Annotated in this window: 14 protein-coding genes; 8 read left to right on the top strand and 6 right to left on the bottom strand. The window is 44.6% G+C overall.

Going from position 1 to position 16,884, the window contains the following annotated elements:
- Window positions 1-79: 79 nt before the first annotated feature.
- Entirely contained in the window at window positions 80-2,407 is a 2,328-nt protein-coding gene (locus AC04MM_RS11745) for a hypothetical protein (RefSeq protein ID WP_475380555.1), read from the bottom strand.
- Between the two features lie 174 nt (window positions 2,408-2,581).
- Here AC04MM_RS11745 and AC04MM_RS11740 point away from each other — a divergent pair, with 174 nt between their 5' ends.
- The 4 genes from AC04MM_RS11740 to AC04MM_RS11725 all read left to right on the top strand — a co-directional run bounded on the left by AC04MM_RS11740 (window position 2,582) and on the right by AC04MM_RS11725 (window position 6,513).
- On the top strand, window positions 2,582-3,691 hold the full coding sequence (locus AC04MM_RS11740) for a histidine kinase dimerization/phospho-acceptor domain-containing protein (RefSeq protein WP_475380554.1): 1,110 nt from the start codon (window positions 2,582-2,584) through the stop codon (window positions 3,689-3,691).
- 64 nt (window positions 3,692-3,755) lie between these two features.
- Entirely contained in the window at window positions 3,756-5,003 is a 1,248-nt protein-coding gene (locus tag AC04MM_RS11735; RefSeq protein WP_475380553.1) for a type II and III secretion system protein family protein, read from the top strand.
- A complete protein-coding gene (locus AC04MM_RS11730; RefSeq protein ID WP_475380552.1) occupies window positions 5,000-6,103 on the top strand; it encodes a CpaF family protein in 1,104 nt (367 codons plus the stop codon). Before AC04MM_RS11735 ends, AC04MM_RS11730 begins: the two co-directional genes overlap by 4 nt.
- A 47-nt stretch (window positions 6,104-6,150) precedes the next feature.
- Entirely contained in the window at window positions 6,151-6,513 is a 363-nt protein-coding gene (locus AC04MM_RS11725; protein ID WP_475380551.1) for a hypothetical protein, read from the top strand.
- Here AC04MM_RS11725 and AC04MM_RS11720 read toward each other — a convergent pair.
- A complete protein-coding gene (locus tag AC04MM_RS11720) occupies window positions 6,493-6,801 on the bottom strand; it encodes a hypothetical protein (protein WP_475380550.1) in 309 nt (102 codons plus the stop codon). The genes AC04MM_RS11725 and AC04MM_RS11720 overlap by 21 nt on opposite strands.
- An 84-nt stretch (window positions 6,802-6,885) precedes the next feature.
- The gene (gene aspS, locus AC04MM_RS11715; protein WP_475380549.1) at window positions 6,886-8,700 is read right to left on the bottom strand and encodes an aspartate--tRNA ligase; all 1,815 of its coding nucleotides are present in this window, start codon (window positions 8,698-8,700) and stop codon (window positions 6,886-6,888) included.
- A 154-nt stretch (window positions 8,701-8,854) separates the two neighbouring features.
- On the opposite strand from aspS, the gene AC04MM_RS11710 reads away from it, so the two are divergent.
- From AC04MM_RS11710 to AC04MM_RS11700, 3 genes are read left to right on the top strand one after another with little or no spacing between them, the layout of a single operon-like run.
- Window positions 8,855-9,160: a polyhydroxyalkanoic acid system family protein gene (locus AC04MM_RS11710; RefSeq protein WP_475380548.1), complete on the top strand. Its 306-nt coding sequence runs from the start codon at window positions 8,855-8,857 to the stop codon at window positions 9,158-9,160.
- Between the two features lie 19 nt (window positions 9,161-9,179).
- Window positions 9,180-10,379 (top strand): RNA polymerase factor sigma-32, encoded by a 1,200-nt coding sequence (locus AC04MM_RS11705; RefSeq protein ID WP_475380547.1) that lies wholly within the window; start codon window positions 9,180-9,182, stop codon window positions 10,377-10,379.
- Between the two features lie 19 nt (window positions 10,380-10,398).
- Window positions 10,399-11,247, top strand: a complete 849-nt coding sequence (locus AC04MM_RS11700) for a hypothetical protein (RefSeq protein ID WP_475380546.1) — start codon at window positions 10,399-10,401, stop codon at window positions 11,245-11,247.
- Window positions 11,248-11,253: 6 nt separating this feature from the next.
- On the opposite strand, the gene AC04MM_RS11695 is transcribed toward AC04MM_RS11700, so the two are convergent.
- From AC04MM_RS11695 to AC04MM_RS11685, 3 genes are read right to left on the bottom strand one after another with little or no spacing between them, the layout of a single operon-like run.
- Window positions 11,254-13,278: a hypothetical protein gene (locus AC04MM_RS11695; protein ID WP_475380545.1), complete on the bottom strand. Its 2,025-nt coding sequence runs from the start codon at window positions 13,276-13,278 to the stop codon at window positions 11,254-11,256.
- Complete coding sequence (locus tag AC04MM_RS11690) at window positions 13,278-14,552, bottom strand: hypothetical protein (RefSeq protein ID WP_475380544.1); 1,275 nt, start codon at window positions 14,550-14,552, stop codon at window positions 13,278-13,280. Before AC04MM_RS11690 ends, AC04MM_RS11695 begins: the two co-directional genes overlap by 1 nt.
- Complete coding sequence (locus AC04MM_RS11685) at window positions 14,549-16,642, bottom strand: hypothetical protein (protein ID WP_475380543.1); 2,094 nt, start codon at window positions 16,640-16,642, stop codon at window positions 14,549-14,551. The genes AC04MM_RS11690 and AC04MM_RS11685 overlap by 4 nt, the downstream gene beginning before the upstream one ends.
- Here AC04MM_RS11685 and AC04MM_RS11680 point away from each other — a divergent pair.
- Window positions 16,641-16,835, top strand: coding sequence for a hypothetical protein (locus tag AC04MM_RS11680; RefSeq protein WP_475380542.1), 195 nt, complete (start codon window positions 16,641-16,643; stop codon window positions 16,833-16,835). The genes AC04MM_RS11685 and AC04MM_RS11680 overlap by 2 nt on opposite strands.
- Window positions 16,836-16,884: the final 49 nt, after the last annotated feature.

The following is a 16,884-nucleotide window of genomic DNA, read 5'->3' as shown; positions in this document are numbered from 1 at the left end:
ACTCAAAAACTTACCCGTAAAAATAAGAAAGGCTGAGGTGTTACGCTCAGCCTTTCATCAATTTTCAAGTTACATTTATTTATCGACCATTTGTTGTCGGCGTAGGTACCGTCACTTGTCCGCCCGTACCAGGATTTGTTGGGTAAGTTGGGTACGCTGTTGCGCCACCACCTGGGATCCAGGTCGGCGGTGTTGACGTCGCGGTACCGTATTGCATAGTACCGTATGATGCACCACCTACCGAAGGAGCTGCTACGCCGGTCGATCCACCGAGTGAACCGGATCCGTAATAGCCACCACCTGTACCGGTACCAGAATAGGCGCCAGTGTAAAGCATCTGTAATCGCATTTGTAAATTCATGATCTCTTGCTGAACTTGCTGAGCCTGCATTTGAACCTGAATTTGACGTTGATACTGTTGCTGTTGAGCCTGCATCTGTGCTTGGTAATACTGCATTTGCATTTGCGCCTGCTGTTGTTGCATTTGTAACATCTGCAATTGCATTTGCGGGTTATTCATATAGGCACCCATCATCGGAATCCCGCCGTTAGCTGCGATACCGATACCGCCGTTAACAAAGTTTCCGCCCATCATTGGCGCTCCACCCATCATCGGCATTCCGCCCATCGGCATCCCACCCATCATTGGCACTCCGCCATTCATCGCTAAACCACCATTGGCAAAAGTTCCGATACCAGGACATGGCCATTGGATACACATCATTTGGCTTCCGTTCATCGGGATGCCACCGTTAGCTGCGATACCGATGCCGCCATTGACAAAGTTTCCGCCCATCATTGGCGCTCCACCCATCATCGGCATTCCACCCATCATCGGCATTCCGCCCATCATCGGCATTCCGCCGTTCATCGCTAAACCACCGTTAATTGCTAAACCACCGTTCATAGGCGCGCCGCCCATCATCGGCATTCCGCCGTACATTGGCATTCCACCAACAGCGTTACCGTACATCGGCACACCTAAGCCGCCGTTAACAACACCGTTAACTGCGAAGCCAGGACCGTAACCGTATGGCCATCCGCCATTTGGACCAGCCATCATTCCACCCGGGCCGTAACCTGGAGGATACATACCACCGCCCCATGGAGCGCCGAACATTCCCGGAGGATAACCGAACGCACCACCTGGGCCGTAAGGACCGTAGGCGCCCATCGGACCACCGAATGGTCCACCCATGCCGCCACCGGCACCATAAGGGAAACCTGTTCCACCTAAACCACCGGCACAACCGAATCCGCCAAGACCCGATCCACCGTTAATAGCACCGTAAGCACCAGCTAATACGAACGGTAAACCCATTGATACTGCCGTTGGGTAACCTTGTGCCGGAGGGTAACCTAATTGCGCAGAGTACTCTGCGTTTCTATCATCATATTGTTTACCGATATAACCTAAACCAAGACCTACACCGATCGTTCCTAAGATTGAAACCCAGTCACGTTTTGGCTTTTGGTAACCACCATCACGATCACCGCTACCGCACTCTTCACAATTACCTTCTAGTTGGTTTTTAGCTGCGTACTCACGCTCTAAAGCTGCGCGCTCTCTGGCATCAGAGATCGCATATTTACGATCTTCGATTTCATCTTCAACTCTTTCGATTTTTGCCTGAACATCGTCACGTTTGATACGGAATTTACGGTAGTCATTTAACTGCTTACCGCACTCAGAGGTCGAGTAAGCCGAAGTTCTGCGGTCTTCTGTTTTTAAAGTTCTGTCTGCACAGATAGTTGAATTAATTTTACCGCCGTCTGATTTAGTACGGGCCGCACAGTATTTATTGTTCCAGTTTGGACGTAAACGCTCAGGCACGTCGTCTTTTGCCGAGCAATCTGCCGAAGCTGTTACCGAGACTGAACCTGCTGCTACCACTTGTTGACCTGTCGCCGGATCAATTGTGATCTGCGCCGTTCCTACTGCTGTAGCACCTGTTTGGCCTGCAGCTGTACAATTTAAACCCGGAGCCGTTACGTAGTCGTTACACGTATTGCCTTTTTCGATATGAGTCTCTAACAAGAAATCTAAAATTTCGCCGTCGAACTGTCGCTCTAACTTGCGGGCCGCAAATTCCATTTCTTTTTCAGCACGTTTTTTTTCTAATTGGAGACGTTTTAATTCACTGTTTAATTCAGAGATTCTATTACGCTCTTCTTTTTCTTCGTCAGACATACTTGTCGCACCAGAACCTTGTCTCCAAGGATAACCGCAACCTTGTTGTCCGCCCCAGTAGCCTGTTCCCCACAGACCACCGCCGCCGCCGTAGTTAACGCCTGCATTCGCATATGCATTGAACTGAGCATGAGCTTCTTCACTTACAAAGCTAAAAGACATCACGAACGTGAACACGCTTGTAAGAAGAAAATTAATTATGTTTTTCAACGACATAGAGTCTCCTAAAATATAGATACACGTATACCTAGATCATCGTATCACTATTCGACAGGTCTATGCGATAGTTACAGGGTCCAGTAAATAGAATTAGTCCAAGGTCAGTAGACCAAAAGACAGCTCGTAAAATCTCGACCTGACCGCAAAATCCTGATTCGCTAGCATGAATTGATGGATAAACCAAAGCTGCTGTTTCTTGATGATGAAGTTGACAACCTGGACGCCATGGAACGCTTGCTTAGAAAGCGTTTTACGGTATTTAAAGCCTCAACGCCGCAGGACGCCTTTGCCCATCTCGACCAAAATCCAGATATCGCGATTATTATTTCTGACCAGCGTATGCCGTTAATCACCGGTACTGAGTTTTTAGAGAAATCAATTGTAACTCACCCGGATTCAATCAGGATCCTATTAACCGGTTACACCGATATTGAATCTGTGATCGAAGCCATCAATAAAGGTCAGATTTATAAGTATATTACTAAACCCTGGGATCCGGTTGATTTACAAAAGAATCTTGAAAATGCATACGAAAAACTATCTTTACGTAAAGAGCTAAAAGAAAAAAACCGGGCCCTTGAACAAGCGCTTTTAGAGCTGCAATCTTTAGACAAGACCAAATCGCAGTTTATGATTCTGATCAATCACGAGTTAAAAACTCCGCTGACTTCGATTTTAAGTTTTACCGGCTTACTGCGTGAGTCTTCATTATCTGAAGAGCAGGCGCTGTTTGTAGACCGCATTAACAAATCCGGTGAAAAACTAAAAGGCATTATTGAAGACGTGCTTTTAATTGTTAAAGGCGAATTAGGTCAGATCCCGATGCGCTATGAGACAATTAAACTTAAAAATGTCTTTGAGCAGCTGCCAGATGACATTTCAAAAATGATCACCACCAAGGGGCAAAAAATTAATTTCGATTTACAGGTCGAAACTATTGAAGCCGACCCGCAACATATGCGCATTCTCGTAACGCGTGCCCTGCACAATGCGACTAAGTTCGGCCAGGCGCAAAGTGCGATTCAGATTTCGTCGCGCTTAGAAAATAAAAATGTCATAGTCGAGATTCAGAATTTAGGACCTAAGATTTCACAAAACGTCTTAGATAAAATTTTAAGCCCGTTTACTTTAGACGAAAATGTAATGAATCACTCGGTCGGCATGGGATTAGGCTTAACGATCTGCCAGACCTTGCTTAAAGCCCATCACGGCCGTCTTGAAATCAGCAATACGGACGCCGGAGTGAGTGTACGTTTTGTCTTTCCGGAAATCCGAAAATAGGATTTAACCTTTTACCTTAAGCTTACATTCATACGGAACGGTTCTTGGAACTGCATTGCAGTCTATGACAAAGCTTATCTATTTTATCACTGCCCTGCTCCTCTGCTTGCCCGCCTATGCCCGTTATGACCTGATGGTTGAACTGGGCGACGAACATATCTTAAGAAACGTTTCACAAAAACTGTGGATCGAAAATCCCAAGATCTTTTCAGCTGCTGGCCAGGGAAGTTCAGTGACGCTAAAACCGCTGGCTTTAGGGGCCTCAAAAATTCGCGTCGACCAGAACGAACTAACAGTGCTTTCGGTACCCACCGGGTTTAAGGGTTCGTATAAAATCTGGAGTCAGCTGGTGCGTAAAAGCCCGCAGTTAAATGTCGCTTTCTGCGAGCAGACTCTCTGCCTCAAAGGTGAAATTTTTTCTTTGGACGAATTTAAAAAAATCATCACAACAATGGAAGAAAAAAACGCTTTTCTTTTTCTGAAATTAGATATGAACGAGAAACTGACCGGTGAAGTCGAAAAGTGGTATATTCAGCACTTCAGAACCCACGAAATCACCCCGCCGAAAATTATCTTTACTTCATCGCCGTGGAAAGCGGTGCTTTCGGCCAAAGATAACTCGGTTACCAGTCGCAATCAGGCGCACCAGGTAGGGCTTTTTACCCAGGATAATCCCAATAAAATTGAGATCAGTGACAATATTAAAGTGGCGGTTAAATTCGTCGAAATCAAAAAGGCCACCGCCAGAAAGCTGGGCATCGATTGGCAAAAAGCCATCGGTGGGCAGATTCTGGATGGCAAAGTCACGATTGATAAATCCATTGATTTGCTGTTAAACGCCGAAGAATCTTCAGGCAACTCAAAAACCCTGGCAAGCCCGACGCTGATCTGTCGTAACGGTAAAGAGTGCGATTTTTTTGCCGGCGGCGAAATCCCGATCGTGCTGACCAAATACAAAACCCGCGAAGTGGTGTGGAAAAAATACGGCGTAAGTCTTAAGATTAAACCACTCGTTGATCCGCTGGGACAGATGAGTATCGCGATTGAAACCGAAGTTTCAACTCCGGATGAATCGCAGGCCGTAGACGGTGTTCCGGGATTGACCTCGAATAAAGTTTCAAGCCACTTTGATCTGGTGAAGGCTCGCACCATTGTGCTGTCAGGGTTAATTCACAATGGCGTAGGCCAGAGTGTCTCAGGGCTTCCGTATTTAACACAGATTCCGATGCTTGGTAAATTATTCTCGAGTCAGGGTTTTCGCGAAAGCGAGACCGAAATGATGATCTTTGTCACGCCGGAGATTTTTGAGTGAACTTAAACGAAGCCAAAAACATATTTCAGAAACTGCGCAGCGAAAAAACGGCTATTTTAGCACAAGACAACCTTACCGCTTCAGCACCGCAGTTAAAAGAGCAGAGTTTAAATATGTCTTTACAGGAAAACCTCGAGCAAGTTGATCAGGCGGTGCGCGAGCGGATCTTAAACGAACTTAACGGCTTTGGCCCGGTGACAGACTTACTTTCTGACGACAGTGTCACCGAAATTTTAATTAATCAGTTTGATCAGATCTATTTTGAACGTTTTGGAAAACTTATGCGTTCTGACGACCATTTTTTTGATCGCAACAGCTACAAGGATTTTATCGAAAAACTCTGCAGTTTCTGCCAAACCTATATCAATTCCGAAAAACCGTATATAGAAGCACAGCTCAATAACCTGCGAATAACAGTACTGTTTCCTGAAATTGCACGAGGTGAGTACATCGTTTCGATTCGTAAACAACCTCTGACTCGCTGGACTTTTGACCGGCTCGCAATTCAGCAATGGGCACAGCCTTGCGAAATCGCGGCCATTAAAAATCTGATCGCGCAGAAAAAAAACTTTCTTGTCGTTGGCGGTACTGGCTCTGGTAAAACCAGCTTACTGCAGGCCTGTATTCAAGAAATGTCGGCTGACCGCTTAGTGATCATCGAAGACACACAGGAGCTGCAACCGGTGTATACCCAGAACACCTCCCTGCTTACGCGTATTGATCCGACGAAAAAATTAATCGATGTAACGATGAATGAATTAATCAAAAAAGCTCTGCGTCTACGCCCCGACCGATTATGTGTCGGTGAAATCCGCGGCGAAGAAGCCACGGCGCTGTTGATGGCTCTGGCCACTGGCCATGACGGCAGTTTCGGCTCACTGCACGCGCGCACTGCATCTGAGGCGCTCTTACGTTTAGAAATGCTGATTCAGATGGGTGCTCCGCAGTGGTCGCTACAGTCTATTCGCCGGCTTATTGGCTTAACGGTGCAGAATATTTTGGTTGTTGAAAAACGCGATGGTATACGCTGCTTGCAAGGTGTGTACGAACTTTGCTCTGTAGAAGAGCACGGTATTACTTTACAGCAGTTAGAAACCTAGACTTAAGCTTAGGTCAGGAACTAAGCCATGTGTCCGATACGTTAGACATGACACTTGAGCAAAGTTTAAAAAATGTAGAAGTAGTAAAAAGCATGGCCTATCTTTTTAACAATGACTGCGTTTACTTAAAGTTTACTTCTGCTACGGAGTACGAGGTTATTCGCTTACCTGAGCTCGACGATTGCTTTCATACGACGATGTTAACGCATCTAAATTGCGACAATCTTCCCTATGGTCATATGTGGATAGCGCCGTTGATTAAAAAACCTCTCTTACGCTATGTCGATGCTAACCTTAATTATCGATTAGATTTAGCTACTAACGAGTCGTCTATTACTTTTCCTGACACGCCAGTCGATGCTGAAGAAGCCAGACAAGAATATTTAGAACTAATTAGGCAATTTAAATAGTTCGCTCTTAATTGAGCGATCAACATCACCTGAAATGATTTTGGCGTTATTTAAAATTTTACAAACAAATTTTTCGAAAATTTCGTGACCAGAAGTGCCACTCTGCATCCAATATTTTTTTCTATAAACCAAGCGCAACTTCTGTCTTTCGTTTACACCTAAATATAGAACACCGTCTGCAATAAAAAACTTGGCCTCGGTTTGTTCATTTATTATTTTATTGCCACCGTTAACGAGAGCGACAATTTGAAAATAAATTTTTATACAATCTGTTCTATCTAAATCCATGATCACATACAGATTCAAAAAAAAGACCCGATTAACTTATCATTAACCGGGTCTTAAGATTTTTAAAATCCGAAATGCGAAAAACTATTTCAAGCCTTTTTCTTCCAAGAACTTTTCAGCCTGCGCGTTTAACTTCACTCCGACTTCGTTTAACTGATCGCGGTTTACCGGGCTTGGGCAATCTGACATTAAACAAGATGCCTGTGCTGTTTTCGGAAACGCGATCACTTCACGGATAGCTTCCGTCTGAGTTAATAACATCACTAAACGGTCCATACCCCAGGCGATACCACCATGCGGAGGAGTGCCGTATTTTAGCGCTTCTAAGAAGAAGCCGAATTTTGCTTTGGCTTCTTCTTCTGATAACCCTAATAAACGAAATACCGCAGCCTGGATTTCCTGTTTGTAAACACGGATAGAACCGCCACCCATTTCATAGCCGTTACAGACTAAGTCGTAAGCTTTGGCTAACATATGCGGGTACGCTTTTTCGTTGTTATCAATCATATCCTGGAAATACTCATCAGTTGGCGACGTGAACGGATGGTGGCGTGAGAACCAACGTTTTTCTTCAGGGAAATACTCTAAAAGCGGGAAATCAACAATCCATAAGAAGTTGTATTTGTTAAAGTCGATTAATTTTAATTCGCGGCCTAGGTGGTTACGTAACGCCGATAGTGCCGCACAGGCCGGATCGTAATCATCAGCAACGATAAGACCGCAATCCTTATCTGTACAACCCAGGGTTTTAAATACTGCCTGTAGTTTGTCTTGTGAAATAAACTTAGAAGCCGGAGACGCGATAGTGCCGTCAGCTTCTTTCTTCATCCAAACTAAACCTTTAGCGCCGCCCTTTTTTGCGATATCAGTTAATTTATCAAACTGACCGCGCGAGAAAGCCTGTCCGCCCGGCACACAAAGACCACGCACGATACCCTTACGAGCCAAGGTATCATCAAAAACTTTGAAACCCGAATTCATTAAAACTTCTTCAAGTTTTACGATGTGCATTTCAAAACGTGTATCCGGTTTATCATTGCCGTACTTATCCATTGATTCGAAATACGTCATCCGTTGAAGTTTAGGCACGTCGATACCTTTAATTTCTTTCCAGATATGGCGTAACATTTTTTCGTTCATTTCAATGATATCTTCAACGTCGATAAAAGACATTTCCATATCGATCTGAGAAAATTCAGGCTGGCGGTCAGCACGCAAATCTTCATCACGAAAACAGCGCGCGATCTGGAAATAACGGTCGTAACCGGCCACCATCAATAGCTGCTTAAGTAATTGCGGCGATTGCGGTAACGCATAGAAATTACCCGGATTTACCCGTGAAGGCACAAGATAGTCACGCGCACCTTCCGGAGTTGATTTAAAAAGAATCGGTGTTTCAACTTCAATAAAACCGTTGTTCGATAGAAATTCACGCACTAAACGCGCTACTTTGTGACGGGTAATCATGTGGTGCTGTAAACGCGGAGAACGCAAGTCTAAATAGCGGTGTTTTAAGCGTAACACTTCGTTTACATTTTCATCGTCAACCTGAAACGGAGGCGTTGCAGCCGAGTTTAAGACTTCACAACGTGTCGCTTCAATTTCGATTTCACCGGTTTTGATTTTTGAATTTTTCATTCCGTCCGGGCGGGCACGGACGATACCTTCTATGGCCACAACATATTCACCACGGAATTCTTTGGCTGATGCGGTGTCGGCTTTAGTTGGATCAAGAACCACTTGAACAATACCTTCACGGTCACGAAGATCGATGAAAATCAGACTTCCGTGGTCACGACGAACATTAACCCACCCCATCAAGACAACTTTCTGCCCCACATTCTTGCTAGTTAATTCGCCACAGTAATTGGTTCTTTTTAGCTCTCTCACAAATTTCATAACTAAACCTAATTTCTTTTAGTTTCTTGGTTTTCTGGGCTACATAATAGTAGGCATTCCAGATTAGAACAGTTAGAGTATAATAATTGACAAACCACAGTCAAAACTCATCTTTAATTAGGTGGCAAAATTGTACCATCCAGAGGATTAGAATATGCCAAAATTGAACTTTGAAATGCCAGCGCCACTGACTGCCGATCAGGCGTTTACCAAGATCCAAACCTTTTTAAACTCAGATAATCACTTTAAGAAGCTAGACCCCAAGGTTTCTGCGACTTTTGACCAGTCTAACAAATCATGTCAAATCAACGGGTCGCAATTTAAAGCGGATTTAAAGATTAAGCCCGAAAACGACAAATGTTCGGTGGCCATTGAAGTCGACATCCCTTTTGCATTAGCCCTTTTTAAGGGAAAAATTAAAGAAGAGATCGAAAAGGCCTTTAAAAAGGTTTTAACCTAGAGAGTTTGCACTATAAGCCATGGCTAAAGTAACCGCTAAGAAAAAAGCCACCACCAAGAAAGTGTCGGCCAAGAAGATTTCAGCAAAGAAAGTTGTCGCCAAAAAAGCGGTCACTAAAAAAGCTACAGTTAAAACTGCAGTTAAAAAAGTGATAAGCAAAGTAAAAACGCCGAAAGCCGCCAAAGAAGCCGCAAAAGAAGACATCAAAAAAGTACATGCCGTGCTGGTCGAAGACCATCATGAACATGACGAACCGATTGATGTTCATGCCCAGGATGACATTTCCGGCGATGCCGAAAACGATGAAGCTCTTGCCGCCGAAGAACTTGAGATCGAGCAGCCAACGCATCAATTGCCGACGGTGGTTTCAGATCACCACGGTGTTCGCTCGCGCGATCCGCTGACGACTTACTTAAATGAAATCCGTAAGTATCCGGTACTAAGCAAAGAAGATGAGTTAAAATTAGCAAAACGCTATTATGAAACCAAAGACCCCGAAGCCGCGCAGGCCTTAGTGCGCGCCAACTTAAGATTCGTGGTAAAAATTGCTGCCGAATACGCCCGTTTTTCTTCGCGCATGATCGATCTGATTCAGGAAGGTAACGTAGGCCTTATGCACGCGGTAAAAGAATACAACCCGCACAAAGGCGCCCGCTTAATTACTTATGCCGTTTGGTGGATTCGCGGTTATATCCAGGAATTTTTAATGCGCCAGTTCTCGATGGTCAGAATCGGCACGACCGCCAACCAAAGAAAACTGTTTTACCAACTTCAGCGGCAAAAAAACGAATTAGAAAAAATGTCTTCTCCGGAAAATATCGCCCAACTTTCGCATAAGTTAGGTATTCCGAAAGAAGAAGTCGAAGAAATGGCCAAACGTGTATCAGGCCGCGATGTCAGCCTTGATAAAACCACGGATGACGACAACCCGACATTGTCGTTAGGCAGTATCTTACGTAAAGAAGACGGAAGCCTCCCCCTGGATGAACAGCTGGCCCTGGCCGAAGAATTAAAGTACCTCAAAGATGCCATCGAAAATATCCGCGACAGTTTAACCGAAAAAGAAAAAATCATTCTTGAAGAGCGTGTTTTAAATGAAGAACCGCTGACCCTTCAGGAAATCGGCGAAAAGTATCATATTACCCGCGAAGCTGTACGCCAGAACGAAGCCCGTTTGATCAATAAAATCAAAACCGCACTTGCCGAGCTGATGAAATAGTTTCATACTAAAAAGGCCGATGTTAAATTCTGCCCTTTTATTTATTTTTTCATTTTTCTGCGTGTTAAGCCACGAAGCTTTTGCCTTTAAAGTTTTAGAAATCCGCAATAATAAAATCTTAGTTGATCTTGAAGGTCAGGTCTTAGAGCGCGGCGATTACTTAGTAACACTGCCCGGCGCAGAATATCAGGGCCGTGCTATTACCATTCAGATCCGTCCCGGCCAGGCTGTCGCCAAACTACAGGATGGTAATTTCACTGTTGGCGAACGTGTAAAAAGAATTTTAGCTGATCCGATTTTCAGAGAAGAAGCGATCAAGGTTTCGTTACAGCTTAAATATCTAAATAACGGCATCTCTGTAAAACAAAAAGATGCGACGTTTCCGACCCCGAACGAAGAAACAATCAGCATGACCGGAACGAGTGTTGGCTACTTCGGTGTGTTTGACTGGCCGACCGATTGGTTTTTACTGCGTGGCTCGTTAGGACTTGAGCCGGTTGAAGTTAAAGGCACGGCCAAATACAATTCTTGCTCGAGCAAAACATCAACAGCCTGTAACGCCAATATCAATTACATCGCCGCTTCGGCTTCGATCCGTTATGATTTTTACCGTGATACCCGTTTAGTGTTATGGGGCGCTGCCGGTTCAGGGATTAAGTTTCCACTGAATAAAGAATCAACCTCGTTAAACAAAGGGGCCATCGGCATTGCGAATTCGATCATAGTTAGCGGCGGCGCTGATTACCTGATCATGAAAAATTATTTTATCCCAGTGGGTCTTGAATACCACTACTCTCTGAACTACTCTCCGAAAGTTCCGGTGATCAGCCAATTTGCATTGCACGCCGGTATCGGAATGGAATTTTAATTCTGATTACGGCGTAAGTGTGACGTAAGTGTAAACGCGGCCATTTAATAAATCGACAAACCGGATTCGGCCATTATCAATAAAATAAATTCTCTCTTGCAGGCCCACAAATGCATCCCATAAATTGATATCACAGCTTGTGCGTGTGGTTGCATCGGCACAATTAGTGCCCGGATAAGCGGTAATGCCACGCCCTAACACTGTCTGCCATACCGAACCGTTATGACGTTTAACAAAACCTTCATAGCGATTCATTGAATACATATTGCCCGAGCGCGATACGAACATATAGTTATTGCTGTAGGCCCCAGGCACCAGCACCGACGATGCAACGGCAACGCCGTCTTCATCAAAGGCTCCGAGTGATTGCTGCGCACAGGTTGCGGCAGCATCACACAGACGTGCATAGATATTGGCAATATCTTTGTTTGCTGAATCGTAAGTAACAGCCATACCGCCGTACGGTACTAATTCATCCACAACCTGATCCGGGTCAATATCCACACCTGTTCCCGAGAATTTAATCGATACGATTTTAGTATCACGGTCAGGGCGGTAAACACGTAATCTAAAGCGGTCTGATTCATCTGGCAGAGCCGAGTTATCCAGCTCTTTCACCGGATCTTCAGAGTTAAAAATAATCCAGTTATTCGGTAACACCTGGAAAGTTCCGTAATACATTAAATTGTCATGGTAAGTAATCGATAAATCGGTCGCCACTTTGACCGTGCCTGAAGTGTCTGAGCCGCCACCGACGATGGTTTCAATCGTTTGCGATGCCGGCGCTTCATTTAAGTTAACGCGGCGGATACGGTCGTAATCAAAAATGATCAGATTTTCTTCGCGGTCTAGAGCAAGGCGCATCGGTTTTCTGACAGTAGCTGCGGCTAACAGCCCGTCTGTGCTTGTGCCAGCTAACGGAATGATCACGGTCTGAGTTGCCGCAACCGGATCAATTTTAACGATCCCGCGCACTTTATCACGAAGGTACACAATGCCTGCAGAATTCACCACGAACATCTGCGGATCAAGTAATGAGGTGTTCACATCCGGTGAATCTGATTTAGTCATGACCGTTACACTGTTAACCGTAACGTTGCTGGAAACCGCGCCGCCGGTCACCGTGGCACTGGTACAGTATGAACCTCCGCACGAACGTGAGAACGTTTCTGTAATATCAGTTCCCGATACCCCTACCGGCATCGACGCAACCAGAGATAATTCAGTCTGGTTGTGCGCATAATCGCGCGCCCAAAGTGTGGCTGTGGTGCTTGCAAGATTGGTTAAACCAAAGAAAAACGGGATACTCACACCAGAAATCGAAGTCTGATAAGGCGAACCTGTTAAGCTATTAAGATTTAACCAGCACGGATCTGATTCCGTCGGTACTGTTGTGACGATATATTTTAAACAAATATCTTTAATCGGCGACAACGTAAATGTATCGGTGATATTCGGTAATGAAATCGAAGAAAAGCCGGTGTTTAACTCGCTCATATAAGCGAAATTTATCCCCGACACAACCGGGGCACACGAATCAACCGTAAATGTACCCGGTGACACCCAAACCGTCGGAAATGCATCCGGACGACCACGGGTTGTAACTCTTAATTTGTAGCTGCTTCCATCATTGGTCGGATTTAATACCGAACAATCTAATTCACGCGGAACCGACCAGTTAAAGACGGTCTCTTCACCAGAGAAAGTTGCAAAATCACCACCGTCTTGTCCGGTTGAAGATTCGGCCTCTTCCCAAGTAACTCCGTTATCACGCGAAAATTCGATCGTACTTGAATTGGTATCTAAAGTCGGATCAGTGATTATCATGTGGATCTGGTAAAGGGCACCGCCTTTGACATATTCGTTACCGCGTAACGATTCAACAACCACGACCGGTGATTCACCGTTTAACGGCGGATTTTCAGATGCTGGATTAACCGGATCCTGAATAGTGGCATTACAACCGACAAACACCGTTGTCGATACGATCAGCGCACTTACCAGAATGAAAAGTTTGTTAAGCTTAAACATTAAAATCCCACCACAAGTTGTATCTCTGTAGTTTTTAATTCACGGCTAAGCCCCGCAGCGGTTTCTGCTTTGTAAGTTTCAGAGTTGTATCCCAAACCCAGCCACAACGGTTTTTTATCCACGATAAATTGATAACGATATTCTAAACCCATTTCCATGTGGGATTTAACAACTTCGGACATCATGCCGATCATATTGACTTTCGTGATCACCCGGTTTTTTGAATCAAAAAGATAGTCTAAATACAGGCCGTAACCTGCCTGGTTTGAATTAAGCTTAGCTGTCGATGATTTTTGCTGTAACGTTAAACCCGATAATAACACCCGTAGACCGAAATCTAACTGGTTTTTATAATCGTAGTGGTAGCCGACAAAAGCGTTGTAATAAAGCAGATCAATAGCTTCATCTTTTTTACCAGTCGCAAAACTGGTTTTAAATTCGCCGCCCCACTTTAAAAAGTTCACTAACTTAGGACTAAGCACTGCATATTTAAATGAATATTTACTGTCTTCTGCCACGACCGGATCAGCTGTATATGTTAAATCGATTTTTCCTAAGTATAACGACTGCTGAAATTCGCTCGCCTGGATTTTTTTCTGCTTTTCCAGCGCTTCTTTTTTCGCTAATTCGATATTCTTCGGCGTGATCAGCTCCAGAATAAATTCCTGCTGACCGTTACGTAATGAAATCGTACCGATCGCACCACCCTTAGGGGATGTCGCCGGCAAGTTATAACTTCTCCACGGCTCACCTTTACCGGCCACTTCAAATAAAGTTGAATCCATCCACTCAACCTGGGCCGGAGCACTTAACGTGATATTTAAAGTTTTTTGGGTATTGTCACACGAAAGCGCTAACGGAAACGTTAATGGCTTTTTCGGGTCTTTTAACTGTAAACGCACCGAATTTTTCTGGCAGCGCTCAACCACGATATTTTTTGCAACCGGAACCCACTTGGCCGTGATTTTCTTTTCAGCACCGGCTTTGGTTGTGTAAGTCAGGGTGTCATCGAAGTTCGATAAGAACCACGTCGTGGCTTCGCCATTTTGTGACGTCGTTCCGTTTTCGGTAATCAGTTCTGTTCCCGTTGCAACATCCGGCACTTCGATAGTTACGCCATACTGGCGGTAGCCTTCGGTGTTGGTGAAAAATCCCTCTTTTGCAGGCCATGCGATAGCCTGACCTCTTTCGTCGGTCATCGTAACTGCGGCTATAGCTTGTGATGATAACATCATCATAATAGTCATTCCTGCAAAAAAAGTTCTCATCGTCATGGACATATTCCTGTTGTCGTCACACAGTATTTACCCACGCCAGACAAACCATTTTGTCTGAACGGGAAATACAATTGCTGCTTATTATAATCCCAAGAAATTGATAATCCGTCACAAGTAAAAAACTTTTTACCCGTAGTACTGGTCGGAAGTGGTAAAACAGTTTCTACTCCTGTAGTTAAATTCTTTTTGTTTAACGTACCGTCCGAGGCACAGTAGAATAGCTCATTCTCGCCTGAAGCATTCTTTTTATAATTAAACGCACGAACGGCCTTAGCGGTAGTTGCCCAGACCGAAGATACACCGGCACCGGTGATTTGATCCGATCCGTTGCGGGTCAGAGGTGCTTTAATAATTTTTGTCGCATTTAAGTTGGCCATTAACACGGCCCGTTCTTCTTTTAAATAAATCGATGAAGTCGACTGATATCCCCAATTAGGCATATATATACTTGAGCTGATATCTACACCTTCTTCAAAAATTGGATGCCCTACACATGTTGGATTTGTTGAGGCTCCCATAAACCTGCGAACTGTGCCACTGGTTGAACTGAATATTTTAAAAAATGGATCCACATGGCAGCTTCCATTCCAGCGTTGAGTGAATGCCATTAAGTAGGCCTGCGAAGTCCCGTTTTCAACGGCATACGATGATACCGTACTGCCTTCTGGCACTAATATACCATTTAATACCAGTGGGTAACCATTCATAGATATATTACGGCCTTCAACACCATTAGCAGCATCACTTAAGAATGCTGTTCCTCCGGCGCCTAACACAAGCTTCCACTTGTTTGCTTTACCGGTTCCAGCATCTCTCTCAAACTTAACCACTATTCCATTACGCGTAAGTGATGCATAGAATGTTCCGTCACGAGGATCGACTTGCACCCCCTGGATACCACCCCAGAATTCATTGGCAAATGAAGCCTCTGTTGCAACGCTTAGCGAATAACGATTCGCTGACGGTGCTTCGAATGAAACGCCTTGATCGGTGTAGTTACCGGCCAATCGATTGATTTGACCTGATGAACCCTGCGTGATTTCACGCACATTAAACTCTTTGTTATCTGCAGCCACAACGGTATCGCTGACACCCCACACTCCCATGTAGTTAACAGCGTTCATACGCGCAGCTAATGGCGAGGCTCCGTCACCGGCGGATTTTCTTTCACCGAACAGAGATTTTACTTTGCCATCCGGTAAAATTACCCGGATCACACCGGCATCGTTAAAGTATACGGTGTTGGTTGCATCAACGAACGCATCGATACCCGAGATTAAACAATTCGCAGCGACTGAACCATCAGGACAGAATCCTTGCGTATGACCGCCGAGCACAGTGTTCCATTGGTTGGTCGCTGCATTATATTTACCTAATTTAAACGGATAGTGGGCTCCTAACCAGTAAACAGCGCCACGGCGGGAAGCAAACATCTGTGTTTCCCAGTACGCGAAGTTTGGCGCATGAGTGCCGTAACCGACCGCTACACCATTACGTGCATTGAAGTTTGCCACATAGTGACCACAGCCACCCGGCACCGGAAAACAGATATACGATGTTAAAAATTCTGGTTGTGACGTACGATAGTTAAATGAAAGTGCGATCGTACGCACATAATCCGTCGTATAAACATACTCTGGATCACCGTACCGCCCTTTACCAGATAACTTCATGAAATAAACTTTGTCTTCGGCCGCTTTATAGATACCGATCATGTAATCATACACCCGCGCTGTCGGCGATCCGATAGTAAACCAGATATTGCCGTTCGGTAAGACCTGAAATAACGAATACATATTCATGGTCGTTGAAAACTTTAAACTTTTTGCGGCCACCGCTTTGGTGTACGTGTTAATCGTACCGCCGCCGATAATCGTTCTGATAATCCCATCATGATCAACACGGCGAATACGGTCACCATCAAAAACTAATAGACGGTCCTGATAATCAATGGTGATTTTACCGTTACCAACAGTTTGCGCCGATTCAACGGGTCCGTTATCACCGGATTTATTGCCTTTTTTAATAAAAACTTTTTGTACACCATCAACAGGATCTACTAATAAAACCCCGCGTGATGCATCCATGAAATATACTTTTCCTTTTGAAGAGACCGCCAGTGTTCCAAAATCTCCAGGAACGTCGGCCGCACGCACTTGTGATAAGAAAATGGCTTTGTTCGCAGAGCCGTTAATACCTAAATCAGTGTTACCGGCAACAATCGAAAATTTATCAGTGTTTAAAGCCGGCGTCGCTGACAGTGAAACTAATCCTGATTGATCTTTGACTTTAATCTGAATTTTAAAATAACCTGAGCTCGGCGCCGGGA

This window comes from Bdellovibrio sp. SBM16 (assembly GCF_056175625.1).
This window is presented reverse-complemented; position numbering and strand designations above follow the sequence as displayed.